22 protein-coding genes are annotated in these 26703 nt (G+C 65.2%); 8 read left to right on the forward strand and 14 right to left on the reverse strand.

The features are described 5' to 3' along the window. Positions 1–14 precede the first annotated feature (14 nt). From topA to ABEA12_RS12850, 3 genes are all read right to left on the reverse strand, one after another. Complete coding sequence (topA, locus tag ABEA12_RS12840) at positions 15–2813, reverse strand: type I DNA topoisomerase (protein ID WP_210099949.1); 2799 nt, start codon at positions 2811–2813, stop codon at positions 15–17. Positions 2814–2947: 134 nt separating this feature from the next. Further along, a complete protein-coding gene (locus tag ABEA12_RS12845; RefSeq protein WP_210099948.1) occupies positions 2948–3592 on the reverse strand; it encodes an ArsR/SmtB family transcription factor in 645 nt (214 codons plus the stop codon). Between the two features lie 10 nt (positions 3593–3602). Next, entirely contained in the window at positions 3603–5213 is a 1611-nt protein-coding gene (locus ABEA12_RS12850) for a DUF7059 domain-containing protein (protein WP_210099947.1), read from the reverse strand. A 58-nt stretch (positions 5214–5271) separates the two neighbouring features. On the opposite strand from ABEA12_RS12850, the gene ABEA12_RS12855 reads away from it, so the two are divergent. Continuing rightward, positions 5272–5856, forward strand: coding sequence for a GNAT family N-acetyltransferase (locus tag ABEA12_RS12855; RefSeq protein ID WP_345468523.1), 585 nt, complete (start codon positions 5272–5274; stop codon positions 5854–5856). Between the two features lie 202 nt (positions 5857–6058). Further along, on the forward strand, positions 6059–7789 hold the full coding sequence (locus ABEA12_RS12860) for an HNH endonuclease signature motif containing protein (protein ID WP_345468526.1): 1731 nt from the start codon (positions 6059–6061) through the stop codon (positions 7787–7789). Positions 7790–7927: 138 nt separating this feature from the next. On the opposite strand, the gene trhO is transcribed toward ABEA12_RS12860, so the two are convergent. Further along, entirely contained in the window at positions 7928–8842 is a 915-nt protein-coding gene (trhO, locus tag ABEA12_RS12865; RefSeq protein WP_210099944.1) for an oxygen-dependent tRNA uridine(34) hydroxylase TrhO, read from the reverse strand. A gap of 137 nt (positions 8843–8979) precedes the next feature. Between trhO and ABEA12_RS12870 the strand changes: the two genes are divergently transcribed. Together ABEA12_RS12870 and ABEA12_RS12875 are read left to right on the forward strand one after the other, a co-directional pair. Next, positions 8980–9648, forward strand: a complete 669-nt coding sequence (locus tag ABEA12_RS12870) for a GNAT family N-acetyltransferase (RefSeq protein WP_210099943.1) — start codon at positions 8980–8982, stop codon at positions 9646–9648. Between the two features lie 102 nt (positions 9649–9750). Next, positions 9751–12096: a DEAD/DEAH box helicase gene (locus ABEA12_RS12875; protein WP_210099942.1), complete on the forward strand. Its 2346-nt coding sequence runs from the start codon at positions 9751–9753 to the stop codon at positions 12094–12096. 39 nt (positions 12097–12135) lie between these two features. Here the strand turns inward: ABEA12_RS12875 and ABEA12_RS12880 are convergent, their stop codons facing one another. The 7 genes from ABEA12_RS12880 to ABEA12_RS12910 form a co-directional block, all read right to left on the reverse strand. Beyond that, positions 12136–12543, reverse strand: coding sequence for an Rv3654c family TadE-like protein (locus ABEA12_RS12880; protein ID WP_210099941.1), 408 nt, complete (start codon positions 12541–12543; stop codon positions 12136–12138). Then, a complete protein-coding gene (locus ABEA12_RS12885; RefSeq protein WP_210099940.1) occupies positions 12540–12884 on the reverse strand; it encodes a TadE family type IV pilus minor pilin in 345 nt (114 codons plus the stop codon). The genes ABEA12_RS12880 and ABEA12_RS12885 overlap by 4 nt, the downstream gene beginning before the upstream one ends. A gap of 18 nt (positions 12885–12902) precedes the next feature. After that, positions 12903–13127 (reverse strand): DUF4244 domain-containing protein, encoded by a 225-nt coding sequence (locus tag ABEA12_RS12890; protein WP_345468532.1) that lies wholly within the window; start codon positions 13125–13127, stop codon positions 12903–12905. Between the two features lie 231 nt (positions 13128–13358). Continuing rightward, positions 13359–13922 carry a hypothetical protein gene (locus ABEA12_RS12895; RefSeq protein ID WP_210099939.1) on the reverse strand — a complete coding sequence of 188 codons (564 nt, stop codon included), beginning with the start codon at positions 13920–13922 and terminating at the stop codon, positions 13359–13361. Next, positions 13919–14662 carry a type II secretion system F family protein gene (locus ABEA12_RS12900; protein WP_210099938.1) on the reverse strand — a complete coding sequence of 248 codons (744 nt, stop codon included), beginning with the start codon at positions 14660–14662 and terminating at the stop codon, positions 13919–13921. The genes ABEA12_RS12895 and ABEA12_RS12900 overlap by 4 nt, the downstream gene beginning before the upstream one ends. Further along, complete coding sequence (locus ABEA12_RS12905; protein WP_210099937.1) at positions 14656–15924, reverse strand: TadA family conjugal transfer-associated ATPase; 1269 nt, start codon at positions 15922–15924, stop codon at positions 14656–14658. Before ABEA12_RS12905 ends, ABEA12_RS12900 begins: the two co-directional genes overlap by 7 nt. Further along, the gene (locus ABEA12_RS12910; RefSeq protein WP_210099936.1) at positions 15921–17249 is read right to left on the reverse strand and encodes a CpaE-like family protein; all 1329 of its coding nucleotides are present in this window, start codon (positions 17247–17249) and stop codon (positions 15921–15923) included. The genes ABEA12_RS12905 and ABEA12_RS12910 overlap by 4 nt, the downstream gene beginning before the upstream one ends. 220 nt (positions 17250–17469) lie before the next feature. Between ABEA12_RS12910 and ABEA12_RS12915 the strand changes: the two genes are divergently transcribed. Further along, complete coding sequence (locus ABEA12_RS12915; protein ID WP_345468533.1) at positions 17470–19182, forward strand: bifunctional 3'-5' exonuclease/DNA polymerase; 1713 nt, start codon at positions 17470–17472, stop codon at positions 19180–19182. Between the two features lie 37 nt (positions 19183–19219). On the opposite strand, the gene ABEA12_RS12920 is transcribed toward ABEA12_RS12915, so the two are convergent. From ABEA12_RS12920 to ABEA12_RS12930, 3 genes are read right to left on the reverse strand one after another with little or no spacing between them, the layout of a single operon-like run. After that, a complete protein-coding gene (locus ABEA12_RS12920) occupies positions 19220–19921 on the reverse strand; it encodes an NUDIX hydrolase (protein ID WP_210099935.1) in 702 nt (233 codons plus the stop codon). Further along, complete coding sequence (gene nth / locus ABEA12_RS12925; protein WP_210099934.1) at positions 19918–20703, reverse strand: endonuclease III; 786 nt, start codon at positions 20701–20703, stop codon at positions 19918–19920. Before nth ends, ABEA12_RS12920 begins: the two co-directional genes overlap by 4 nt. A 2-nt stretch (positions 20704–20705) precedes the next feature. Continuing rightward, positions 20706–22652 carry a hypothetical protein gene (locus tag ABEA12_RS12930; RefSeq protein WP_210099933.1) on the reverse strand — a complete coding sequence of 649 codons (1947 nt, stop codon included), beginning with the start codon at positions 22650–22652 and terminating at the stop codon, positions 20706–20708. Between the two features lie 420 nt (positions 22653–23072). On the opposite strand from ABEA12_RS12930, the gene acs reads away from it, so the two are divergent. The 3 genes from acs to ABEA12_RS12945 all read left to right on the forward strand — a co-directional run bounded on the left by acs (position 23073) and on the right by ABEA12_RS12945 (position 26683). Continuing rightward, positions 23073–25058, forward strand: a complete 1986-nt coding sequence (gene acs / locus ABEA12_RS12935) for an acetate--CoA ligase (protein ID WP_210099932.1) — start codon at positions 23073–23075, stop codon at positions 25056–25058. A 129-nt stretch (positions 25059–25187) separates the two neighbouring features. Then, a complete protein-coding gene (gene aroQ, locus ABEA12_RS12940) occupies positions 25188–25640 on the forward strand; it encodes a type II 3-dehydroquinate dehydratase (RefSeq protein WP_210099931.1) in 453 nt (150 codons plus the stop codon). 41 nt (positions 25641–25681) lie between these two features. Beyond that, the gene (locus ABEA12_RS12945) at positions 25682–26683 is read left to right on the forward strand and encodes a DUF2332 domain-containing protein (RefSeq protein ID WP_210099930.1); all 1002 of its coding nucleotides are present in this window, start codon (positions 25682–25684) and stop codon (positions 26681–26683) included. Positions 26684–26703 lie beyond the last annotated feature (20 nt).

A 26703-nucleotide genomic window follows, 5' to 3' on the forward strand; every position in this document is an offset into this window, starting at 1 on the left:
TTGCCGCGGTGCGGCTAGTCCGCGGTTTTCTTGGCCGCAGGCTTCTTGGCCGCAGGCTTCTTGGCCGCCGGCTTTTTCGCCGGGGCCTTCTTCGCCGGTGCCTTGGCCGCAGTCTTGCGCTTGACCGGTCCGCGGGCCCGCTTGTCGGCGAGCAGCTCGATGGCCGTTTCCCGGGTCAGCTCCTCCAGCGTGGTGTCCCGCGGGATGGTGATGTTGGTGACCCCGTCGGTGATATAGGAACCGAAGCGCCCCTCCTTGACCACGATATTCTTCTCCGAGACCGGGTCGGGGCCGAACTCGGCAAGCGGAGCCACCGCGGTACGGGCGCCACGGGCCTTGGGCTGCGAGTAGATCTCCAACGCCTCTTCGAGGGCGATGGAGAAGATCTCCTCCTCGGTGCCGATGGACCGCGAGTCCGTCCCCTTTTTTAGGTAGGGCCCGAAGCGGCCGTTCTGCACGGTGATTTCCACGCCTTCGGCATCCACGCCCAGCACCCGCGGCAGCGAAATCAGCCGCAGGGCCTCCTCAAGGGTCACGGTATCCACACTCATGGAGGTAAAGAGCGAGCCGGTGCGCGGTTTGGCCTTGACCGGTTTCTTCGGCGGCTTCGGCTTGCCGTTCTTGTAGTATTCCACCGGCGCGGCCACCAATTCCTCGGCCGTTGGCTCCACGATGACCTCGGTGACGTAGGCGCCGTAGCGCCCATCCTTGGCCACGACCATCCGGCCGGTCTCGGGGTCGATACCCAGTTCGCGCTCCCCCGGGCCCTGGTTTTCCATCAGCTCGATGGCCTTTTCGGCGGTGAGCTCATCCGGTGCCAGGTCCTCTGGCACGTTGGCGCGCTGCGGGTCGGTGCCCTCGGGGGCATCGGCCGGCAACGGCTTTTCCAGGTACGGGCCGAACTTGCCAACGCGCAATACGATGCCCGGGGCGATGTCGATGGAGTTGATGGCGCGGGCGTCGATGTCGCCCAGGTTGTTGACCACCGATTCCAAGCCGGCATCGGCGCCGTCTCCGGTGCCGAAGTAGAAGTCCTTGAGCCAGGCGGTGCGGGCCTTGCGGCCGTGGGCGATCTCGTCCAGGTCGTCTTCCAGGCGCGCGGTGAAGTCGTAGTCTACATACTTGCCGAAGTGCTCCTCCAGCAGGCGGACCACGGAGAACGCGATCCAGCTGGGTACCAGGGCACCGCCGCGCTTGGTGACATAGCCGCGGTCCATGATGGTGGAGATGGTCGGGGCGAACGTCGAGGGGCGCCCGATCTCCCGGGCTTCGAGCTCGGCGACGATCGAGGCCTCGGTGTACCTGGCCGGTGGGGAAGTGGTGTGCCCGGTCGCTTCGATGCCGGTGCCTGCCAGCGGATCCGAGACAGCCAGCTTTGGCAGGCGCGCCTCTTCGGCGGCGTCTGCGGCCTTTTGATCGCGGGCGGCATCACGGCCTTCCTCGTAGGCGGCCATGAAGCCGCGGAAGGTGATCACGGTGCCGGAGGCGGAGAACTCGGCGACCTGGCCGGTGGTGGCTTCGCCTGCGAGCTTGATGGTGGCCGTGAAGCCCTTGGCATCGGCCATCTGGGAGGCGACCGTGCGCTTCCAGATCAGCTCGTAGAGCTTGAACTCGTCGCCCGAGAGCTGTGCTCGTACCGTGGCGGGGCGGCGGAAGGAGTCCCCTGCGGGGCGGATGGCCTCGTGGGCTTCCTGCGCGGCGGAGGACTTGGCCTTGTAGACGCGCGGCTTATCCGGGACCGCGTCGGTTCCATAGAGTTCTGCTGCCTGCTTGCGAGCGGCGTTGACGGCCTCGTTGGACAGGAACACCGAGTCGGTACGCATGTAGGTGATGTAGCCGTTTTCATACAGGCGCTGGGCGACCTGCATGGCCGACTTGGAGCTCCAGCGCAGCTTGCGGCTTGCTTCCTGCTGCAGCGTGGAGGTGGTGAAGGGCGCTGCCGGGCGGCGGGTGTAGGGCTTCTCATCGACCGAGGTGACGGCGAAGTCCGCCTCGGCAAGGCCGGCTGCCAGGGCTGTGGCCCCGGCTTCGTCCAGGTGCGCGATGGACCCGGACTTGGGGGTCTTGAGTTCGCCGCGGTCGGTGAAGTCGCGGCCGGTGGCCACCCGTGCCCCGTCGACCGAGGACAGCTTCGCCCCGAAGCTCTCCCCTGCGCCGGTGGCGAAGGTTCCGGTCAAATCCCAGTAGGAGGCGTTGCGGAAGGCCATGCGTTCGCGTTCTCGCTCCACGACCAGCCGGGTTGCCACCGACTGCACGCGTCCGGCAGAGAGCCCGCGGGCCACCTTGCGCCAGAGCACCGGGGAGATCTCGTAGCCGTAGAGACGGTCCAGCACACGACGGGTTTCCTGTGCGTTGACCAGGTCGGTGTCCAGCTCCCGGATGTTCTCCATGGCACGGTTGATGCCCTCTTGGGTGATCTCCGTGAAGGCCATGCGGTAGACCGGGACCTTGGGCTTGAGCACCTCGAGCAGGTGCCACGCGATGGCTTCGCCTTCACGGTCCGCATCCGTTGCGAGATAGAGCGCGTCGGCGCCCTTGAGCTTGGCCTTGAGTTCGGCGACCCGCTTCTTCTTGTCCGGGTAGACGACGTAATAGGGGTCGAAGTCGTTCTCGACGTCTACGGCGAACTTGCCGTAGGGTCCCTTTTTCATCTCCGCGGGCAGATCGGCGGGTTGCGCCAAATCGCGGATGTGCCCCACCGAGGCGTCGACTTCAAAGCCCTCGCCCAGGTACTTGGCGATGGACTTGCTTTTAGCCGGGGACTCTACGATCACGAGTTTCATTCCGGTCTTTTCCTTGGCCTTGGCGGGCACAACACTCCTATTAGCAACCAGTGGTGCACCAAAGTGGGTGCACCGAACATTCCCTGATCTAGGTTAGCCGTATTTACGTGCCGCAAAGCAAGCAGCGTTCCCGCGACGCTGTTTTCCCTGCCCGCTAAGGGGTATCAGTGCCCATGCCGGTCAGGGAATTCGGGCAGGAATGAAAGCATGTAGTAAAGCCTTTGCCCATCGACTCCGCGCGCCTCCGGTTCGGCCAACTCCTCGTATTCGTGGAGCAGGTCGTAGACCTTGGTGATGAATTCCTTGCGCTGCGGATCGGAGAGGAAGACCATCCCGGTGGTCAGCACCGGGGCCCTGTCGGCCTCTGGTTCCTTGCCGGCCTTGCGTTCTTTGTCACGCCGGGCGATCTCCGCCGAGAGCCGCTCGCGGAAGGCATTGAGCTGGACGTTGAGGTACGCGTTCTTCGCCGACGTCGAATCCGAGAGCGAGCCCAGGACCAATTGGCTTCCGGCTGCCTTCCACCGACGTTCGCGGCCGTCACCCTCGCTTGCCGCCCGTACCACATACCCATATTTCTCCAAGGCGCGAAGGTGGTAGCTCATCGCACTGGGGGTCAGCTCGCAGCGCGTCGCCAGCTCGGTGGCGGTGCGCGTGGCCTGTGAGGCGAAGAGCTCCTCGAGCACCGTCAGGCGCGCCTCGTGGGCCAGTGCCCGGATGGCTTGCGGGTCGCTGATGGACACCGGTTGTGACGGTGCCGGGGACCGGCCATCGACTTTGGCACCCGGCCCGGCGGAAGTGTTCTGGGTCATACGAAAAAGTTTAGCGGTTGTTTCGCATCTCCAAGAGGAATCCACGCTTAACAAGGCGCACAACCCCTTGATATAACCTGTCCGAAAACTCCCGATCCCTTGGCGCAAGCAGTGACGCCAACGCACCGACTAGGGACGATACGTCCAGATCCCCGTCACAGGCGGACACGAATCCGGCCAGTGCGGTGTCCAGTATTTCGGTTCGCCGCAAACCGGCACCTTGGCGTAACAAGATCACCCCGGGGTGTTCGGCACCGGGACGCTGGTGGCGCTCCTCGGTGACGTCCTCGGCCACCAGCAGGTGCAGCTCTCCCAGGGCACGGCCTTCGAGCCCGTCCGCCACGGCGATGTCGCGCCCCAGGCATGGCCCGATGGGTTGTTCAATGGGGTAGGCGAGGGATTCAAAGACCCGCCCGACGCCGCGGGCGCCGTCCTTGGGTGTGCGCAGCCAAACCATCCCGAAGCCGATGGCCCCGACGTTGCGCGAGGCGAAGTCATCGAGGTAGGCCCCGTACTGCCGGGCGAACCCCAGCTGGTCGCGGCCCTGCGAGGCATCGCGAAGCCAGGTCTCGGCATACCCGGCGGGGCTGACCTCTTCACGCTGGATGAACCACGCCTCGGTGTCGCCGGTAAGCCAGGAGCGCGGACCGGAGCTCCAATCGGCCTCTTCCCCGGGGGCGGCAGCAGTGATTTCCCAGTTGGCGAGCAACTGCGCGCTGCCGCCGGGCTTCAGGATCCCCGTGATCGAGGCGACCAAGTGCGCCACCAGGGAATCACCGGACATTCCGCCGTCCCGGTAGGTGAAGCGCTCGGCGTCCTCCTGCCCGGCAGCCCGTGGGGTGATCACGAACGGCGGGTTGGAGACCACCAGGTCGAAGTTCTCCCCAGCCACCGGCTCAAGCAACGAGCCCAGGCGCAATTCAACGCGCCCGGCGAGATTACCGGCATCGATGCCCAGCGCTTGGTGGTTCAGCAGCAGATTAAAGCGAGTGAAGCCCAGCGCCCGGGCCGAGATATCGGTGGCAACGACCCTGCGGCAATGCGAAAGCAGGTGGAACACCTGGATGCCGCACCCGGTACCCAAGTCCAGCGCGTAATCGACCTGCGGACGAATGGTGGTTTGGGCGAGTGTGAGTGATGCCTGCCCGATGCCCAGGACGTGATCGTGGCGAAGCACCCCCGGGCGCTGGTGGGCACCGAGGTCGCTGGCGACCCAGATCTCCGCGTCCGCGTCCGAGGCGTGCGGGCGAAGGTCGAGCCGTGCCTGCCAGCGTTGCGTCGGACCCTCGACGGACTCGACTACGCCCAGCTTCTGCAACCCCTCGATCCCGGTGTCGGCGAAGGCGGAGGCCACCTCGGCTGCTGAAGCGTCGGTTCCAAGCATGAACAGCCCAACCATGGTGCCTAGCGCAGTGGGGGCCGGCTGTGCCTCGATGCGACGAAGTGCAGGGACGAGCTGGTCGCGCATCAGCGCCTCGTGGGCGCTCTCTCCCAGGAAGACGGTAATGGATTCGTGTTCGAAGCCGGCTGCGCGCAGGTCCTTGGCAAGGTCGTCCAACAACAGCACATCGCCACTGCACGGCGCATCGGGAATCTGGGCGAAGGTATCGGTGGGAGTCACGCTTCACAGTCTATCGATGTGCTCCCGCCGGCCCGTTGTCGCGCCTATGATGGAACCCATGATTGAGGTCACCACCACGCATTTGCAGCAGCTTTCCCCCCACGATCTCCGTCCTGCTTCCCGGGAGTTGCCCGACGGAGCAAGGATCGAGCGGGTCGAGGCGATCACCCCGGAATTCAGCAAGTTCCTCTACCAGTCAGTGGGCAGCGACCTGAACTGGTCGGACCGTCTCAACCTGGCCCGGAGCCAGTGGGAAGCCCTGATGCGAGATGCGGGCACAGAGACCCATGTGCTCTACATCGACGGAGCCCCGGGGGGCTATGTGGAGCTGGCTGGACGGGTCCATGACTCGGGCACCGAAGTCGAGATCATGTACTTTGGCCTGTTCCCGCAGTGCATCGGGCGCGGGCTGGGCGGAGCATTGCTTGCTGAGGCGATATCCCGGGCCTGGGATATTGATGCGCGCGTCAGCGGATTCCCTGCAGTCGCCCGGGTATGGGTGCACACTTGTTCACTCGACGGCCCGACCGCCATCGCCAATTACGAGGCCCGCGGCCTACGCATCTTCCACACCGAAAGCGAAATGGCCACCCCGGGGGACGGCGCAGCAGGCCTGTGGCCCGAGGGCACTCCCACCGCCTGAGTCCGACCGATCTACACCGGGAGCTTCGTTGGCTGCTCCGCGCCAAGAGCCGTGTGAGAACGATCGCCGCCGCCGGCCCAGGCGCAGCCAACGACGACGGTGGTGACCGCGGCACACCGGCCGACGGAACTCCCGCGGGTTATCCACAGTTCCACGTGCACCTCCTAACCCTTCCCCCTACATCGGAAGCATGCTGGTGGGCATGGAAACAACGCAGTTCATCGCATCAATCACGCACACCGACAGAACTCCCGGACACACCGTGACACCCAACGATGAACTACGCTCCCTACTGGCCGCCCAGCACCTTGTCCGCGACCTGGGACAACGCATCGCCTCACACACCACCTCCCCCACCACCGCCGCACTGTTCACCCACGCCGCCGAAGACGCCCACCGCACCGCAGCCCACACCCAACTCCTCGCAGCACAAACCGCCAGGCGCACCCTGGCCCACGAACTACCCGAAACCACCTTCGACACCCTCGCAACCATCCACGCCAACTCTGCCCCCTACATCGCCGGCACCACCGCCCTGCCCCCAGACCCGCGAACCGTCCCCACCGGACGACTGGTCTTCAAAAACACCACAGACTTCCTCACCGGAACCCTGCACATCGGCTACTACGAGGCCCGCGAACGCCTCCGCGCCATCGACCGGCTCCTGCCAGGCACCGACCTCTACGGCCAACCCACCCGCGCACAATTCCCCCACCTCGCCCACGACCTGGCCACCGGCAGCGCAGACCCCCAGGAAATTAACGCCGCCGCCCGCAAACTCGACAAACTCACACCCCAGATCCATCAACACCCCAACCCCGACGCCCTCACCGAAGACCTCGAGCAGCAAGTCTCCGAATCCATACGCCACCAAGACCCCCGCACCACCTCTAAACTCCTGGCCACCATCGGCACCACGCTCCAAGAGGGCATCACCGATATCCCCGAAGAAATCCTGCGCACCAAACTCGGACTCTTCTACCGCGGCACCACCGCAGGCATCGGCGAATTCCTCATCCGCACCCTACCCACCGACACCGAAACACTGCTGGCCCTCTGCGCCCAAACCGACAACCCCCGCACCAAGGCCGGCGACCGCCAAGCACTGCTCCAACAAGCACTCACCACCGGCACCGGCAACGAACCCAGCCCCCGGTTCCCCGACTTCCTCATCGACCCCACCACCGGGCAACCCCTGCAAGACGCAGCAACCATCAGGTCCCTGTCCCTGGACCCCAACGGCACCCACACCGGAAACCTCTTCACCAACAACAACGGCAACGGCAACGCGAAAACCGAACCGGGAACCATGAACTCCACCGCCTACGGACCAGATGGACTCACCCCACCCCAACGCCACCTCCAAGGCCTGATGAACCTGCTCAAATCCGCAGGACAACCCGGCACGAGGAAGAAAACCAGCGGACTGCCTTCACCCAGGACCCTGGTCATCGCCACCCTGGCCGAACTCCAGGAACAAGCCGAAAAACACGGCATCACCACCCACGGCCAACAACTCACCCCCGCCGAACTACGCCAACGACTATGCACCGGCGGAGCCTTACCCATGATCCTGGGCGGCAAAAGCCAGATCCTGGACCTGGGCAAAGAAGAACGCTACTTCCCCGACTACATGCGCGAAGCAATCCTCGCCCTCTACGGAGGATGCCTCACCCCGGGATGCACCGTCCCACCGGAACACTGCGAAATCCACCACTACGACTACGTCAGCAACGGAGGCAAAACAGAAATCAACTCAGGCGTACCCCAATGCTCATCCCACCACCACGCCACCCACACAGGACTGATAACCCCCATCAGGGACGACGACGGACTATTTAGCATCCTCCTGCCCAAATTCATGGACCCCGAACAGCTTCCCCGCCGCAACACCTATTGGAAAGCAACCATCCAAAACCCCACCTTCTTCTGAGTACCGAACAACTGGGCACGGCCACAAGAAAAAGAGGTCAGCATCCAGTCATTGACTGGATGCTGACCTCAATTTTGAAATATGTTGCAAAGTCCTGCTGTGCCGATCGATAATCAGCCAAGGAGCGTGAAGGCCGCCCTATGTTTTGACGAGATTCTTTGCTTCGACGGCGCAATCGGGGCATTGGCGCAATTCTTCGCTACCCGCACACTCACTGCAGAAAAGGCGGAGACTGCGGCAGGAAAGGTTTGAACAGTTTTCGAACTTGCTCGTGGGTGCGTTGCAACAAACACATTGGCCGATGGTCACTGCTTCATCGCTGAATTCCGTGTGCATGCGCTTGTCGAAGACATATAGTGATCCTTCCCACAGACCCTTGTCGCCGTAGGTTTCCCCGTAGCGTACGATGCCTCCCTGCATCTGGTAGACCTCGGTGAAGCCACGCTTGACCATGAGCGCCGAGAGCACTTCGCAACGAATACCACCAGTGCAATAGGTGACGATCGGCTGGTCTTTCATCTCGTCGTATTTGCCCGACTCGATCTCGGCGATGAAGTCATGGGTGGTTTCGACGTCGGGCACGATTGCGTTCTTGAACTTGCCGATCTGGGCTTCGAAAGCATTGCGTCCATCAAAGAAAAGGACTTCCTCTCCGGCGGCTTTCTTAGTTTCAACAAGCTCGTGCAGCGCTTCCGGTTTCAGGTGGACGCCACCGCCCACAACACCATCCGCATTGACCTCCAGTTCGCCCGGGGCACCGAAAGACACCACTTCATCGCGCACCTTGACCGAAATGCGGGGGAAGTCCTCGGCTGAACCTTCGGACCACTTGATATCCATTTTCTTGAACGCCGGATACTCGCGGGTGGCCTTGACGTACATCTTCATTTCCTTGATACCACCGCCCACCGTCCCGTTGATGCCGTCCTTGGAAATAATGACGCGGCCGCGAAGGCCCCACCGTTCCATTAGGGCTCGCTGCCAAAGGCGCACTGCCTCTGGGTCGGCAATCGGAGTAAAGGCGTAGTACAAGACAATTCGGTTCTGCGGCACGCTCTTAAGGGTATGGCCTTAACCGTGCGTAGTGCACGCGACGTGGCAACTATCACCGGGTTGACGGTGTGTTTCAAGCACGCAACAGTTCGTGTAATTGAATCCCATGTAGGCAGTTCACGGGGTAGGGTCGATTTATGGGATCAACTGCAAGCGATGAACTAATTGGTACATGGGTTTCCGGCTGGGCTGGCGCACGAGGCTACGAGAGCAGGCACGAGGGCCGCGTCCATGCTGCGCTCCGTCATGACACCTCCGGTGACTGGGAATACGTCATTTACGAGCCATCCAATGATGAGTTGGTGGCAGTCGCCGAAACACTGCACAAGCATCCCAAGCGTCGGCTGACAGCGTTCGCCAATGAGACAACCACGCTTATCGAAGCGGCGCAGGCAGCCGGCCTCAAGGTCGTCAACGCGAACGAGATCCTTATGGTCACCGACATGAGCGGCCACGATGTCGAAGAACCACGTCCGGCGGACGGATTCGCTTTCCAGATCGAACGCGACCAGTCGCACGCCTACGTATCCATCCACCCCGTGGACGAGCCGGAAGTCGTCGCCGCCAGCGGCCACGTCTCGGCAGTGAACGGGTTCGCCATCTTTGACCGCATCATAACCGCCCCCGATTTTCGTCGGCAAGGACTGGGCAGTCTTACCATGCGCGCATTGGTCTCGCTTGCTCTGGAACATGATGTCGAAGAGGGCCTGTTGATCGCCAGCAACGACGGGCAACAGCTCTACAAGTCCCTGGGCTGGACGGACCTGGGCAACGTCGTGCTCTTTGAGGGCAAGCAGGAAGCCTAACCGGCTACGGAATATTCAATGGGCGGGTCTCACAGGTGCGAGACCCGCCCATTTCTTTTGTTCCGGGCACGGTGCGGTGCCAGGTGATGCCACAATGAACCTGTGAACGAATATTCGGAACAGATCGCCCTGCTGGGCCATGGACCCACCCCCCAGGCGCTGCTCCATTCCCGGATCATCGAGGCCAGGGAAGCCTTGCCGGGCCCATGGCCCGACTGGGTGCACCCCGATGTACGGACCGCCTTCGAACGGATTGGGGTGGCTTCCCCGTGGCTGCACCAGGTCCAGGCGGCCGACCTCGCCCACGAGGGCAGGAACACCATCGTCGCCACGGGCACCGCGTCGGGCAAGTCACTGGCCTACCAACTGCCGGCGCTCAACTCGATCCACGTCTCTTCCCTGCAAAACCAGGCCAGCCTGATCCCCAACGACGCCACGGTGCTGTATCTGGCCCCGACCAAAGCATTGGCCGCCGACCAGCTTACTGCCATCGAGGGGTTTGCACTGCCAACGGTTCGGGCGGCAAGCTACGACGGGGACACCGAGGTTTCGGCCAGACGATGGATCCGCGACCATTCGAACTTCATTCTCTCCAATCCCGACATGCTCCACTTCGGCATCCTACCCAACCACACTTGGTGGGCCCGCGTACTGCGCCGGCTCAAGTTCGTCATCATCGACGAAGCACATTCCTACCGAGGGGTCTTCGGGTCCAACATCGCGAACCTGCTGCGCCGTCTCCGGCGAATCTGTGCCCACTACGGCGCCGACCCGGTGTTTATCGGAGCCTCAGCCACCAGTGCAGACCCGGCCGCATCGTTCTCCAAGCTCATCGGCGCACCGGCGACCGAGGTCACCAACGACTTCTCCCCTAAGGGATCCGTCACCATTGCCCTGTGGGAACCGCCGTTGACTGACCTGCACGGCGAGAACGGGGCGCCCACAAGACGCACCGTGATCGCAGAGACCTCAAACCTGCTGGCCAACTTGGTCTGCTCCCAGATAAGGACACTGGCCTTCATCAAGTCCAGACGGGGCGCCGAAACCATTGCAACGATCACCCGTTCGATGGTGGACCAGGTCCACCCGTCCCTTCCCGACAGGGTTGCCGCATACCGCTCCGGATACCTGCCTGCCGAGCGCCGTGAGCTGGAGAATGCACTGCGCAACGGATCACTTCTCGGAGTGGCTTCGACCTCCGCCTTGGAACTGGGCATCGACGTTGCAGGCCTCGATGCCGTGCTGGTAGCGGGATGGCCCGGAACCCGGGCTTCCTTCTTCCAACAGATTGGACGGGCCGGCCGCGCGGGACAAGACTCACTGGCGGTGTTGGTAGCCAGCGACGATCCTCTTGATACCTACCTGGTCAACCACCCCGAAGCGATTTTCGAGGCTGGGGTCGAGGCGACCGTTTTCGATCCGGAAAACCCCTACGTTCTCTCCGGGCACCTCTGCGCAGCCGCGGAGGAACTTCCTTTGCGCGTTGAGGACCTCGAGGCCTTCGGCTCCACCGCCCAGGGACTACTCGATTCCTTGGTGGAGCGTGGCTTCCTTCGCCGCCGTCCTGCCGGCTGGTTCTGGACACACCCTCAGCACGCTGCATCCATGGTGAGCCTGCGCGCCGACGGAGGCGGGCCGGTGAGCATCATCGAGTCCGATACCGGTGCGCTGCTTGGCACCATGGACTCCCCCCAAACGCACTACCAGGCGCATGCCGGGGCCATCTATGTCCACCAAGGCGCCACCTATGTGGTCGATGAGCTAAATGAAACCGACCACTGCGTCATGGTGACCCGCGCCAACCCCGACTTCTACACCCAGGCCCGTGACATCACCACCGTCGAGGTCGTGACCACGGACCGTTCCAGGCAGTGGGGACCGATCACCGCCAATTTCGGGGATGTGGTGGTAACAACGCAAGTGGTTTCCTTCCAACGCAAGTCGGTGATGAGCAACGAGATCCTCTCAGAGGAGCCGCTGGAGCTCGAGTCGCGGGACTTGCACACCAAGTCCGTGTGGTTCACAATTCCGGAGAAACGCCTTCTTGCCGCCGGTATTTGCCAGGAGGAGTTCCCTGGCTCACTGCATGCTGCGGAACATGCTGCCATCGGACTGCTGCCGTTGGTGGCTTCCAGCGACAGGTGGGATATCGGAGGGGTTTCAACGGCGCTCCACATGGATACTGGGATGCCGACGATCTTCGTGTACGACGGCCATCCCGGTGGTGCCGGCTTTGCCGAGCGCGGCTTCGAACGGGCGAGGGGTTGGCTGGGTGCCACACGCGATGCCATCCTCGCCTGCGAATGCTCCACAGGTTGCCCCTCGTGCGTGCAGTCCCCCAAATGCGGGAACAAGAACAACCCGCTGGACAAGGCAGGAGCCGTGCGGCTGCTCTCGGCCGTCCTGCAGGAAGCCCAACGGGCGGTCGGGCCGGCACCTGCGGCCTAATGGCTCTACCGCCGCCGTCGGTTTTCCCCTTGGCACATTCTATTCCCGGAGCCAAGGTTGTGGCGGCGGCCCCGCCTTGGCCACCGAGTGGGCACGGGCCAGCGTCGGCAACCAGCCCACCGGTGCGACAGGTACTTCCACCCGCACCATCACAATCTCACCACCCGGGCCTTGCCTCGAGCAACCGGCAAGCGTCGCGTCGTTGGCAACGCTGGTGGCGGCCGCCACCACGCATGGATCTCCGGGAAACAACAGGCGGGCGGCATCTGCCGCTGCCAGGGCAGCCAAATCGGCTGCCGTGCCTGCCTTGGCCCCTGCTTGGGCGACGGCGGTGAACATCAACACCACGAGCAGTCCGAGAGCAGCCACGCACACCACGGCAAGCATGAGCACCGTTCCGCTGCCGCGCTGGGTGTGCGCGGCGCCGGAGCCAGGGGCCGGACTCATGGCAGGTTTTCGTGGCGTGCGCTGGCTTCTGCCCGCAGCTCGATATCGCCAAGCAGCGGCAGCTGGACCGCCGAACGCACTACCACGCGGCCGTAGCCGCCTGACTCCCCGCAGCTGACGCTGATTCGTTCCCCGGCAATGCGGTGGGCCGTCCCGATGGCTTCGGAGGCAGCGGTGCCGCGGGCCAGTTCCCTAGCCGCGGCACTTGCTGCCTGCTGGATACGGACCTGCTGGCCACCCACGGCACCGGCTCCTGCTGCAACGGCCAGCAGGATCGCCACAGCCGGCAACAGCACGGCCACTTCGGCGGTGCTGGATCCGGCCTCCGGGTATCTTGCCATGGCGCATCTCCTTCGTACCTAGAAGGACAATGCCTGGCGGATCAGGCCCATCAGCATTCCACGCACGTCACCACTGGAGAGGATGCTCACCAGCAGTCCGGCGAAAGCCACGGCCGCAAGGGTGACGATGGCAAATTCAGCGGTGGTGCTGCCTTCCTCGCCGGAGAACATTGCTTCGGATGGCTTCGCTGGCTCGTGCAGATCGATGTGCCCGGGGGCAGTTTCGGTATCGTCGTTTTCCATGGTTTTCTCCTTGAATGGGTCGTTGTCCTGATTGCTCCTGGAATGAGGGGGTCGGTCCGGGTGCCCGCCGGTGGGCGTTGCCCGGCTCCCAACACGAGTCTGGGGATTGCCCAAGCCCCTCGGGAGGGGGGCACTGTCAACTGGGGATAACTCTCTGCCCAGCTTTCCCTCTGGCGGCCCCCGGATCCCCCGTGCGGGAAAGATCACGCGCAAGCCGCCGCCGTAGGCATACTAGAAGTCCGGGAGCAAGGAGACCACCACGGGCACGACCCCCAAGCAAATGAACGCCGGCAGCGCACACAATCCCAGCGGGATCATCAGCTTGATCCCGAATTCCGCCCCGCGTGCCTCGGCCTGGCGTACGCCCCGTTTGCGCGCAGCCACGGCGGAGGAACGCAACAGTGCCGCCGCAGGAACACCGGAGAGCCTGGTGAGCCGCAGCGACTGCTCAAGTTCACGCGCCGTCCCGTCGCCCTGGGACCATGCCCTGTCCCATCCCACGTTCAGGTCCAACGCCCGGGTAACTGCCAGAAGGGAGTCGTACCCCGGGACATTGGCTCCGACGATGCGAAGCACCAAGCCAATCGGGAGTCCCGAATCGAGCAGTGTCGCGCACATTTCCAGCACCAGCGGGAGCGGTTCGGCCGGAACCCCGCCGCCGCTGCCTGGCGCGCCCAGCGTGGAGGTGCCCGTATGATCGCTTGCTTCCTCGGCGTGCGCGGACCGGGTCGAAGACCCAATCCAGAGCCATACCGCGGCTCCCGCCAGAATCACTGCCACCAGTGCCGGAATCACGAGGGAACCTTTTTGGTGATGGTTTGGAGCAGCCGCGCGCACCACAAGCGGTTTCCCAGCCACAGGCACACTCCGAAAAGAAGCGCGACGCGGCCCACCGGGTGGGTGGTGAGAACCGACAAGGGGTTGATACCCAGTAATTGCCCCAAGCCCAGGCCGATCCCCGGCAGGTAGGTAAGTAACTTGCTGGTGGCCCTGGGACCGGCGAGGGCAGATTGCAGGGCCCGGTGCATGTCAGCCGAGGTTTCCGCGTCATCGGCGACTGTCTCAAGCAGGTCGGCAAGCGCAGCCCCGGATTCCTCACAGATGGCCAATGACCAGGCCAAGCGCGCCCACAGCCTGTGGCCCTGTGTATGGGCGCAGACATGGGAGACCAATCCTTGCTGCAGGGTTCCCCCGATACGTAGTTGGGCAAGTGCGCCCGTGGCTGCGCGGTGGATGTCGACGGCGCACCGGCCCGAATCCGATGACCACAGCCCGGCGAGCAGTTCAAAGGCCGTGGCAGGACTGGTGCCGGCACGCAGCATCGCCGCAAGTTGTCTGACGAATTTCGCGTATTCGTCGGTGTCACCGGCCTCATCCCTGCGTTGGCGTCGGAGGTTTCGAGGAAACAAGATCAGTCTAGGGTTCCCCTCGCCCCGGGGCCGCACTGTCTTCGTAGTGCCGAACCTGTTCCCGGGACCCAGCCATAGCCAGGTCGCGGCACCCAGCAGCAGCATTGCAAGGCCTTGGATCACCATGGGCTCACCTGCCCTGCGGCACTGAGACGAGCCCGGAACCAAGCAAGGGCCTCGGGGTCTCCGGTTCCCGAACCGCCCTCGTGGATCATGCGCACCGCAAGGTTCCCGTTCCCGGCCAGGAGAAGCTGGCCCAGTTGGACCGGTCCCCTGATGCCCGTGGCGCGGTTGCGTGAGACGTGGATGAGCACGTCCAGGGCGCTGGCGGCTTGCAACGCCGTGGCCCCGGCATCCAAGCCGGCAAGTGCCCCCATGGCTGCCAGCCTTGCAGGTACCGCACCGACGCTGTTGGCGTGCAGGGTTCCGGCAGCCCCTTCGTGCCCGGTGTTCATGGCGCCGAGGAATTCGCGCACCTCGGCGCCACGGCATTCGCCAACGACCAGCCGGTCGGGGCGCATGCGCAGTGCTTGGCGCACCAGGACCTGGAGCCCGATCTCCCCGGCGCCCTCCACGTTCCCGCCACGGCTTTGCATCCCCACCAGGTGGGGATGGATGGGAGTCAGTTCCTGGGAGTCCTCGACCACGATGATCCGTTGGTTCCCCGGCACCCGGGACAGCATCGCTGCCAGCAACGTGGTCTTTCCCGCCCCGGTGCCACCGGAGACCAGGAAGTTGAGTTTGGCGGCCACGACGGCCTCGAGGGCTGCCAACCATGCCGGGTCCGGGACCAGGTCCTGGAGCTGCTGGTTCCCGGCTGCCTTGACGCGGATGGAGAGCAGCGGACCTCCCGTAGAGATCGGGGGAAGCACCGCGTGGATGCGGTAGTTGCCCAGGGTGACATCGACGAACGGCTGGGCGTCATCGAGCCGGCGTCCCCCGGCCGCGGCTAGCCGTACGGCGAGCGCGCGGACCTGCGCCGGTTCTCCGAAAGCCAGCTCAGAAGCATGCATCCCCTCATTGCCATCGACCCACACCCGGCCATTGGCATCGATGAGGACGTCGGTGGTTCCCGGGACCCGGGCGAGTGGCTCGAGAATGCCGAGCCCATGGATGTCATCGCTGAGGTTGCGAAGCATCTCCGTGCTGCTGGCCGCGCCCATCGCGCTGCCCGAGGAGCGCACCGCGCCAGCCAACTCGACCTGGTTGAGCCCGCTTGCGCTCTCCATGGCCCTGCGCCGAACCTCTTCGAGCACCTTCGGCACAGCCCCGGGTACCCGCGACGGGACGGGAGCAGACCAACGTCGTCGTCCGGAGCCCGTGCGCGATGCACCAGCGCCCGCGGGATCCCATGGGTATCCCGGTGCCGGAGGAAGATTCGAGCTCATGCCGCACTCTCGCTCTCGTACCGGTCAAAGGTTCCAAGCCGCGTCACGGTGCGGCGAATCGAACGGCTCACCAACACGGTCATCAGGGAACCCTCTGCCGTGGCCCGCTCGATGCGCCGCTTCGGGGGAAAATAGCCGCCCAGCTCGATGCCCGCCCGTTGGGCCAGGACCCGGGTGTCGGTGCCCGGGGCAAGCTTGCCGGAAAGGACCAGTCGCCAAGCAGCTGCATGGACCCCGGGACGCTGCCCGGTGCCTTCACGTGCGGCTCCGGGACGGGCGGAGAGCATCAGCAAGCGTGTGTTCGCCAGCGCGACCACGGAGGCCGGGACCCCGATCAGGTGCCCGGCGTCAATGATGATTCGTTCGTAGATGCGGCGCGATGCTGCCAAGACCTCGGTCAGCAGCGCTTCGGAAGGCACGAAGCATCCGGGGCTGCGCACCCAGGACAGCACCGCGGTGCCCTGTGACAACGGCAGGATCTCCGCAAGTTGGCTCGGGGAGAGTTGCCCGCGGGAGTTCTCCAGGTCCTCCCATCCCAGCCCGTCGGGTTCCCTGGCCCGCAGCATCGGCCACAGCCCGGGTGAATGCGGGTCTGCGTCCAGGAGCAGAGTCCGGTATCCATCCAGCGTTGCGGTGGCGGCCAGCAGTGCGGCGAAGGTGCTTGTTCCGGCCCCGCCCCCTGCCCCGGCGACGATCGTGGTGTGCGCCTTTCCGCAGTGCAGTCCCAGCTCGCCCAGGTACTCCCCGAGCCAGGCGCCTGCCTGGGGCAGCACCGCCACGCGGGCACCGGGGCAGCTGGCCGCAGCACGCCACAGCACATCCTGGTGTTCCTCCTGGCCGGTGAGCACCAGGGTGGAGCCGGCGAACCGGGCATCGATTTCTGCCACGCAATCCGATCCGACAAGGATCACCTCCTGGAGATGTTCGGCTGCCTGGTCGGCATTGCGGCACGGCGCCAGGGCGATCCCCGCGCCCACGGCAACACTTGCGAGCACCTGAGAGAGCTCCACATCCCGGCTGAACACGATGGCGCCGGCCAGTTCCGCCGGCCTGCCCGTTGCCGCGTTCCCCGCAGAACGTGCGGGACCCGGCATCCCCAGGGGCTCACCGGCACGGAACTTCCCGCCGCTCGCCCCGAGTGCAGGTGCGGGCACCGTTGGCTCCGCAACGGAAACCGCCGTCGGCAGGCCGGTGTGGAGGGCAGCTCGGTCGGCCGATTCCTGCTCTCCCGGGGATATCACTTGGAGCCAGGCGGCCGCCTCACGACGGCGCTGCCCCGACGCCGGCGCCTCTTGGGAAGTACGCGTTGCACGCAGTGCCGGCAATTGCAGATTCCGCTTCCTTTGCTTCGGCGGGCTGGCCACAAATCGCATTTGTTCGCCCTGCCTCTCAGGTTGCTGCCCCGCCCCATCTCGAGTGAAGCCCCTGTCCGCTGCCTCGGGACAACACCGGGTCCGCTGCCGGCACCGGGTGTGCGGGGAGGAGCCATCGGGGGCCAGGGTGTTGCGAAGGGTGTTGCCCGCTGCCGAACTGCAAGAATGAAGCGTGCAGCAATTTGCGGTAGTGGCCACCCACTCCAGTTCCCAGTCCGAGTCCGAAGCCGGTTCCGCCACCGCCGTGGTGCAGCTTCTCGACGCCGCCGGCACCGCGCTGCGCCCGCCCATTCACGTTTACGGGAACGGTCTTGCGGCAATCGTCGCTGAGTTGGAGGCAGGCAAGCCGCGCTGGGTCTTTGACTCGGTGCATACCTGGTACCCGGGATTGCTCGCCGCCGGGGTGCGCATCGAACGCGCCCACGACATCTCGCTGGTCCGGGCGATCCTGCATCTTGCCCCCTACGCGCTACCCGGGCCCTACCTCGAGTCGATCACCCGCTTGGCGGATCCGGCCCATGGCGCCCCGGCCCACCTCTTGCCCCCGGCGAGGGTCTCCGCGGACCAGGGGGAACTGTTTTCCGAGCCCAAGGACGATACCGGCGCCCTGGAAAACGTGGTGGCGGAGTTCCTTGCCCAGCGCACCGCGGTGCCGGACACCGAGCGCGGGAAGCGGTTGGGGCTCCTGCTGGCCGCCGAATCCGCCGGCGCGCTCATCGGCGCGGAAATGACCCACGCCGGGGTGCCGTGGGATGTGGCCGAACATCAACGCTTGCTCAACGAGGCCCTGGGACCCAGGGTCGCCCCGGGCGTCCGCCCACCGCACATGGAGGAACTGGCCGGAGAACTGCGCCTCCTCCTCGGTGCCCCGACGCTGAATCCGGACTCGCCGGCTGAACTTCTCAAGGCCATGAACCGGGCGGGCATCGCGGTGAGCAACACGCGTGCCTGGGAGCTGGCCGAGATCAAGCATCCTGTCATCGAACCATTGCTGGCTTACAAGAAGATCGCCCGGCTGGCCAGCGCGAACGGCCATGCGTGGCTTGAGCGCTGGGTCGCCGAGGGCCGCTTCCGCCCCGAGTACATCGTCGGCGGGGTCATCACCGGGCGCTGGGCCTCCCATGGCGGAGGAGCGCTGCAGATCCCCCACCAGGTGCGCTCGGCGGTGCGTGCCGATGAGGGCAGGTTGCTGGTCGTTGCCGACGCCGCGCAGCTGGAGCCGCGGATCCTGGCCGCGCTCTCGCGTGACACGGAGCTAGCAACGGCCGCACGGGGTAAGGACCTGTACCAAGGCATTGCCGATGCCGGGTTCGGCGGGGACAGGGCGCATGCGAAGGTCGCGATGCTCGGGGCGATGTACGGGGCCACCAGCGGGGAATCGGGCCGTTTGATGCCCAAGCTCAAGTCCACCTACCCGCGGGCGGTGGCGCTGGTGGAGTGGGCAGCGGCGCAGGGCGAATCCGGGGCGGCGGTCGCTTCGTTCCTGGGCCGCGGTTCACCGGCGGCGCCCGAGGCATGGATGCGTGCCAGGACGCGTGCCTCCACCGACGCCGAGCAGCGCGCCGTGGAAACCGAGGCGCGTTCCCGGGGCCGGTTCACCCGGAACTTCATCGTCCAGGGCACCGCCGCAGAGTGGGCCTTGTGCTGGATGGGCGAGCTGCGCCGCCGGATGAACAACTTGAGGGAGGCAGGAGACGATCCCGGGGAACTGGTGTTTTTCCTGCACGACGAGATCATGTTGCACGTGCCGGCCGGCCGGGCCGATGAAGTGGTGGCGCTGGTGCACGAATCCGCGCAGGCAGCCGCCGAGCTCCTCTTCGGAAAGATCCCGGTGGACTTCCCGGTCAGCGCGGTCATCGTCGATTCCTACGACCAGGCGAAGTAGCCGCCCAGAAGCGGAATCCGGCCGGGCCCCGCCCGCCTCAGCCAAGCGGGATGGCGACCTCGCGGTGGTGGTTCCAGGGCACGGTCCAGCCCAGGTCATCGAAGATCCGATCCAGCAGGATCCCGGTGAAACCCCAGATGAAGCCACCATTCACGTCGAAGGCGGGAGCGGAAAAACGCTCCCCGTCGCGTGTGACCACCGAGCTGACCCGGTGCCCGGGATCAAGCAGGTCGGCCACCGGTGCGCGGAACACCTTGGCCGATTCGCCCTCGTCGACCACGAACACCTCCGAGGGATCGCGCCACCAGCCGATGACCGGGGTGACGATGAAGTTGGTGATGGGCAGTTCGGCATCGGGCAACACCCCCAGGATCTCCACCCCTGCAGGGTCAAGGCCGGTTTCTTCCTCGGCCTCGCGCAGCGCGGCGGCGATCGCGTCGTTGTCCTGCTCATCGACCTTCCCTCCCGGGAAGGCCACCTGTCCGGGGTGCTTGCGCAGTGTGCGGGCGCGGGTCACGAAGAGCACGTCCAGGTCCTCGGGCACCGAGCCGACGTCGCTTGCGGCCATCACGTCATCGAGCCTCCCGAAGAGGATCAGCACCGCGGCGTGCTTGGCAGTATCCGGGTTCAACGGGTTGAACACCCAGGAGTCGGGCATCTTGGTGGCCTGGGCCACGCCGCCGCCCACCAGGTGTTCCTTGGCATGGAGCATGTCAAGGAGCTGGTCGCGTACGCTCATGCTTCCAATCCGTAACCCTGGGCGCGCAGTTCGCGCCGGGTCGCCCCGGCGCGCATCTTTGCCGCCAGTTCTTCTCGGCCCGGGGCCAGCTCGTACTTGCGCAGCTTGGCCGCCTTGGTCTCATCGGTTTCACCCTCACCGTAGGACGGGCACAAGGTGGTCAGCGGGCAGGCACCGCAGGCAGGCTTGCGTGCGTGGCAGACGCGCCGGCCGTGAAACACCACCCGGTGGCTGAGCATCGTGAAGTCCTTGGGCTCGAAGAGCGCACCCACCGCGTGTTCGATCTTCACCGGGTCCGTTTCCTTGGTCCACCCGAAGCGCCGGGCCAGGCGGATGAAGTGCGTGTCCACGGTGATGCCCGGGACCCCGAAGGCATTGCCCAGCACCACGTTGGCGGTCTTGCGCCCTACCCCGGCCAGGGTCACCAGGTCCTCCAGCCGTCCCGGCACCTCCCCGTCGTATTCATCGACGATGCGGTTGGACAGGGCGAGCAGCGAGGCAGCCTTGGCCCGGAAGAACCCGGTGGAGCGGATGATCTCCTGCAGCGCCGCCGGCTGCGCCTGGCTCATGGCCAGGGCATCCGGGTAGGCGGCAAAGAGCGCCAGGGTGATCGCGTTGACGCGCACATCGGTGGTCTGCGCGGAGAGCACCGTGGCCACCAGCAGCTCGAAGGCGTTGGTGAAGTCCAGCTCCGCGACGGCGTACGGGTAGGTTTCAGCCAGCACCCGGTTGATCTTCCGGGCCCTTCGCTTGCGCCCCAGCGGGGTCTCTTCGGGTCCCATGCCTACTGCTGCGGGAATTGCAGGTCATCGAGGTTGCGCAGCACGGCCGGGCGCCCGTCGGGCAGGTTGATGAAGTAGTCGCTTCCGCGGTCCTCCACGCACAGGATCCACGTTCCGGGGTACAGCGTTTCGAGCATCGTGCCGTTGAGGTGGTGGAAGACCGGGCGCGGGTGGTTCAGTGCAAACCAGAAGCTGGTGGGCACCGGTTCCGGGTCCTCGCTTTCGGCGCGGGCACCGAAGGAGGACTCGGCTTCCGCCTCCGCCTTGGCCTTCTCGGCAGCCGCCCGGTGGGCGTCGAAATCCGCCCGCGATAGGGCTGCGGTTGCCTGGGCTCCCCCGCTCACCGGAACGCTTGGTTTCGCTGCCGGGTGTGCACTGGTTGCCGGCTCATCCTTGTCCGTTGCGGACCCGGAGACCTTGGCCTGGTCTGCCGGTGGCGGGGTTGGCCCATCCTGCCGGGACGTCCCGGCCTCCGCGCCGGCGGCTGCCCCGGTACCGGTGGCGATCGCCGATTCGCTCTTGTCCCTCCTGCCATCGCTGGTGGCTGCGTCCCTTTCCTTGCCCTGTTCCGGCGTTGGGGTATCGGACGCGGAGCCATCGGCCGAGGCGGGCTTGGCTGCGGCTCCCCCGTGGGACCCGGCGACGTTTTCCTTGGCCAGGACATCGCCCTTGTCCTTGCTCGCTTCGAAGGAGGATGCGACCGAGCCCGGAACCACCAGGGTGCCGGAGCCCGTGGAAGCCGCCGGGACGGTGGGCCTGCCGGCATTGGTTTCCGGCTTGGCTGCACCGGTTCCGGTCCTCGACTCCCTCACGTCCCTTGGCGTCTTGGACGCCGGGGCCGACTGCGTTGGCTTGTCCTCGGTCCGTGGAGAGGATGCCCCAGGCGTGCTTGGGTTCGCCGGCGCCTCGGGCTTCAAGGGGTCGGCCTTGGCATCCTGCACGCCCGAATCCGCTGCCGAGCGGGCCCCGGGTGATGGTGTTTTCGCATCGCTGCCCGGGGTCCCTGCGCCGGGGCCAACCGGGGCAGGGGTCGCAGCCCTGGAACCGGGCACCTCGGGAACCTGGGTCTCTTCTCCGGGGGTTTTGCGCTTGGGGATTGCCTCGGATGCCTGTCCGGCCGGGGTCGATCCGGATTTCGGCGAGGCATCGGCCTTGGGCACCCCTGTGTTTCCGGCACCCGCTGCCGCTGCACCGGTGCCTGCCGCGGAATCCGAAACCGTCTTGGCCGTCGGCGTCGCTGCGGCACCTGGCTTCACCCCCGCGGTGCTTGGGGCGGCTTCCTTCGCCGGGGCTGCACCGGGGGCCTCTTCCTTGCCGGCCACCGTTTTCCCGGTACGCGACGCGGCGTTGGAGGTCCTTGGGATGCTTGCCACCCTGGATGCAGGGATTTCGGAGTCCTTGTTTTCGCTTTTCCCGGACTTGCCGGCCGCCGGTTGGTCCTCACGTGCCGCCGGTGCAAGGTCGGAGCCCAGCACGGTTTCCCCACCGGTCGCGAAGTCGCGGCGGAAGGCACCGAAGTAGCTGGCCAACGTGGTTCCGATAACCATCGCCAGCGCACCGACGAAGCCGATCAGGTAGGCAGGTGACATGGAGGCCACATAGGAGTTGAAGAAGTACGCGGCAGCAACCAGCGCAACCACCGACCCGGCTTGGTCCAGGCTCAGCGAGCCGATGCGAACCCGGGTGCGCCCGGTGAACCGGCGCCAGGCGAATCCGCCGGCGACAAGCAACGGCAACACCAGCGCGATAAGCAGGTGGAAGGGCAAACCCGGGAAGATCCACATATTCACCGACACGGTCTTGGACCACGGGATCGGGAACAAGGAGCCCACGATCACCAGTATCCCGCCCAGGACGACGACGGCATCGCGCATTGTCAACGGCCCAATGGCCGACTTCGCCCGCTGCCCGGACTTCTCGCCCGTTGCCTTGGTGTTCACCTTGTCCATCTCAAGACCCCACTTCTTGTTCGTGTTGCGTTCCGGGCCCGCTTCGGAGCCCGGCAAGCCTGCTGCCGTGTGGAAACACCCAGTGCCCCGCATGGTGTGCGGTGCATGCCTTGCCGGTTGCGTCGCTTCACACAGGGCTAGCTACAACCTTATCCGCGCCAACGCACAACGTGCGGCATTCGGCGCACCGCGGATACCCGTCGCTTCGGCCCGCAGGTCCCGCGCACGCGCGAACCGTGATCCGGTGCCAAACGGTCCGCGAAAGGGGAACCACCAACCATTGAACGCGGAAATCAGCCGCTCACCGCACAAACCGCACCCCTGCACTGTCATACTTGTGATGGGGCACACCTTGGCGTGCCCGGCGGCTGTAACCTGAATCACTAGAACCCCGTTTTTGTTGTCGGAAGGACCAAAACTGTGTCGGACACCCATACCTCCACGCTTGATAACCTCTCGCATGAAACCCGCGCCTTTGCCCCGAGCGTCGAGTTTGTAGCCACTGCCGTCGGCAAGGCCGAACAGTACGAGGCAGCCAAGGCCGACCGCCTGGGCTACTGGGAGGACCAAGCCCGCAAGGTATTGACCTGGGACACCGATTTCACCGAGGTCCTGGACTGGTCGCAGGCCCCGGTGGCCAAGTGGTTTGCCGACGGCAAGGTCAACGCCGCCTACAACGCCCTTGACCGCCACGTCGAAAACGGGCTTGGTGACCGCGTCGCCATCCACTTCGAGGGCGAGCCGGGCGACACCCGCTCCTACACGTACTCCCAGCTCACCGATGCGGTGAAGCAGGCGGCGAACGCCTTCGAGTCCTTCGGCATCGCCAAGGGCGACCGCGTAGCCATCTACCTGCCGATGATCCCTGAGGCAGTGATCACCATGCTGGCCTGCGCCCGCATCGGCGCCATCCACTCGGTGGTCTTTGGCGGCTTTTCCGCCGATGCACTGCGTAGCCGCGTCGATGACGCCGAGGCCAAGCTCGTGGTCACCGCCGACGGTACGTGGCGCCGCGGCAAGCCTTCCTCGCTGAAGCCGGCCGTCGACGAGGCCCTGGCCAAGGACGGCCACACGGTCCAAAATGTCCTGGTGGTCAAGCGCAATGGCCAGGACGTTAACTGGAACGAAAAGTTGGACAAGTGGTGGGGCGATGTCGTTGACACCGCCTCCACCGAACACACCGCAGTGGGACATGAGGCGGAACACCCGCTTTTCGTGCTCTACACCTCCGGTACCACCGGCAAGCCCAAGGGCATCATCCACACCACCGGCGGGTACCTGGTCCAGGCCGCGGCGACGCACCGCGACACCTTTGACCTGCACCCGGAGTCCGACGTGTTCTGGTGCACCGCCGACATCGGCTGGGTCACCGGGCACACCTACGTCACCTATGCCCCGTTGATCAACGGGGCCACCCAAGTCATGTACGAGGGCACACCGGACTTCCCGAACCAGGGCCGCTGGTGGGAAATCATCGCCAATTACGGCGTCACCGTCCTGTACACCGCGCCGACCGCCATCCGCACATTCATGAAGTGGGGCCGGGCGATCCCGGATTCCTACGACCTGTCCTCGCTGCGCGTGCTGGGTTCGGTGGGTGAGCCCATCAACCCCGAGGCATGGATGTGGTACCGCGAGGTCATCGGCTCCAACAACGGGCCCAACGGGGAAAAGAAGGAACACCCGACCCCGATCGTGGACACCTGGTGGCAGACCGAGACCGGTGCGCACATGATCGCCCCGCTTCCCGGGGTCACCTCCACCAAGCCGGGCTCCGCACAGTGCCCGGTCCCGGGCATCACCGTGGACGTCGTCGATGACATGGGTGTCTCGGTGGGCAACGGCGAGGGTGGCTTCCTGGTCATCCGCGACCCATGGCCGGGGATGCTGCGTGGCATCTGGGGCGACATGAACCGTTACCAGGAGACCTATTGGTCACGCTTCGAGGGCATGTACTTTGCCGGGGACGGCGCCAAGAAGGACACGGATGGGGACATCTGGCTGCTGGGCCGCGTGGATGACGTGATGAACGTTTCCGGGCACCGCCTCTCAACGACCGAGATCGAGTCCTCGCTGGTCGCCCACCCGTACGTCGCCGAGGCGGCCGTGGTCGGGGCGAAGGACGAGACCACCGGCGAGGCCGTTGTCGCCTTCGTGATCCTGCAGGTCGAGCCCGAAGAGGGCGAGGACGTGGTTGCCACGCTCCGGGCCCATGTGGGCAAGGACATCGGCCCGATCGCCAAGCCACGCCACATCCTGGTGGTCCCCGAGCTGCCCAAGACCCGTTCGGGCAAGATCATGCGCCGGCTGCTCAAGGATGTCGCCGAAGGCCGCGAGGTCGGGGACGCGACCACGCTGGCGGACAACACCGTCATGACGCAGATCGCGGATTCAATGCACAAGTAGCCCAACGCTTCGCAACAACCACCGGTGGGTGGGGCAGTGCCCTCGGGTATGCCCCGCCCACCGCGTCATTTAACGTCCAACCGTGCCCGGGCGACATCCCGGCACCCCGGCTTTGCCTAGAGTGGAGGCATGAGCGAAACCACCACCGGATCCATCTTGGTCCTCAACGGCCCCAACCTGAACCTCCTGGGCATCCGTGAGCCGCAGACCTACGGCCGTGAAACCCTGGCCGACGTCGAGGCGCTGTGCCGCACAGCCGCAGCCAAGGCCGGCTACGAGGTGGAATTCCTGCAATCGAACCATGAGGGCGTGCTGATCGATGCGATCCATGCGGCCCGCACCACGATGGTGGGCATCGTGATCAACCCCGGCGCATTCACCCACACCTCGGTGGCCCTGGCCGACGCGGTTTCCGGGGTCCAGTTGCCGGTTATCGAGGTCCACATTTCCAACGTCCACCAGCGCGAGGCATTCCGCCACCACTCCTATATTTCCGCGGTCGCCGCCTCGGTCATTGTGGGAGCCGGGACCAATGGGTATGTTTTGGGTGTGGAGCAACTGATTCACCTCGTGGGGAGGTAGCCAGCTCCAATCTTGATTCGATGCGCCAAGGGGATGCGTACATGGGGAATGATCCAACGACCGACGACGAGGTCGCAGCGCTTTACGACGACTACGCACAGCGTTGGTTTACCGGCCACAGCGAGGTCTACAGGCAGTGGGCACTCGGGATCGCAGGCAGCACGACGCTGCGCGGTCTCGTTTCGGGCCTGCCCTCGCCCAAACGCCAACCAAACCTTGTCTTTTCCGCCGCCCGCTTCCACGGCTGCCCCGACGAATCCTTCCCGGTCCTGCAGGACTACCTCCTGACATACTGGGAGGAGATCCGCCGGATCGTCATGGAACGCGCCACCCAGACCAACGAGGTCGGACGCTGCGCAACGCTGATCCCGGCCCTGGGGATGGTCGCCACACAGGAAGAGCGGCCGCTGGCGCTCATCGAAGTAGGGCCCTCCGCGGGCTTGTGTCTGCTGCCGGACCTCTACTCCTATTCCTACGACGGGGCAGCGCCCCTGGGCACCGGCTCCCCGCTGCTGCGCTGCTCCACCACCGGATCTCCCCCGCTGCCACGGCACCTTCCGGAGATCGCCTGGCGGGCCGGTGTCGATTTGAACCCGCTCGATGGAACAGACCCGGAAACCGTTGCCTGGCTGCGCGCATTGGTGTGGCCTGGCCAGCACGATCGGCTGGAGAGACTCGATGCGGCGCTGCTCACCTTGGCTGCGCTGAAGGACGGGACCATCCCCAGCAGCGCAGGGGCGCCGTTGATCCTCACCGGCGATCTGAACGACCGCATCTCGGACCTCGTTGACGCAGCACCGAAGGACAAGGTACCCGTCGTGATGAATTCGGCGGTCCTGGCATACCTGGATGAACCCCGGCGAGCCCTTTTCGCCGAAACGATCGCCGGCCTGGGTTGCCGCTGGATCTCCAACGAGGGATTTTTCATGGATTTGGAAAACCGTTCCCGGCAGGGCAACGTCGCGAGTTTTTTCACCCTGGCTCTGGACCGGGTTCCCTTGGCACATGCCGGACAGCACGGAGCAGAGCTGCACTGGTTATGAACCCGGGGCTTCGCATGCGC

The organism is Paeniglutamicibacter antarcticus, assembly GCF_039544305.1.
Lineage (GTDB): Bacteria > Actinomycetota > Actinomycetes > Actinomycetales > Micrococcaceae > Paeniglutamicibacter > Paeniglutamicibacter antarcticus_C.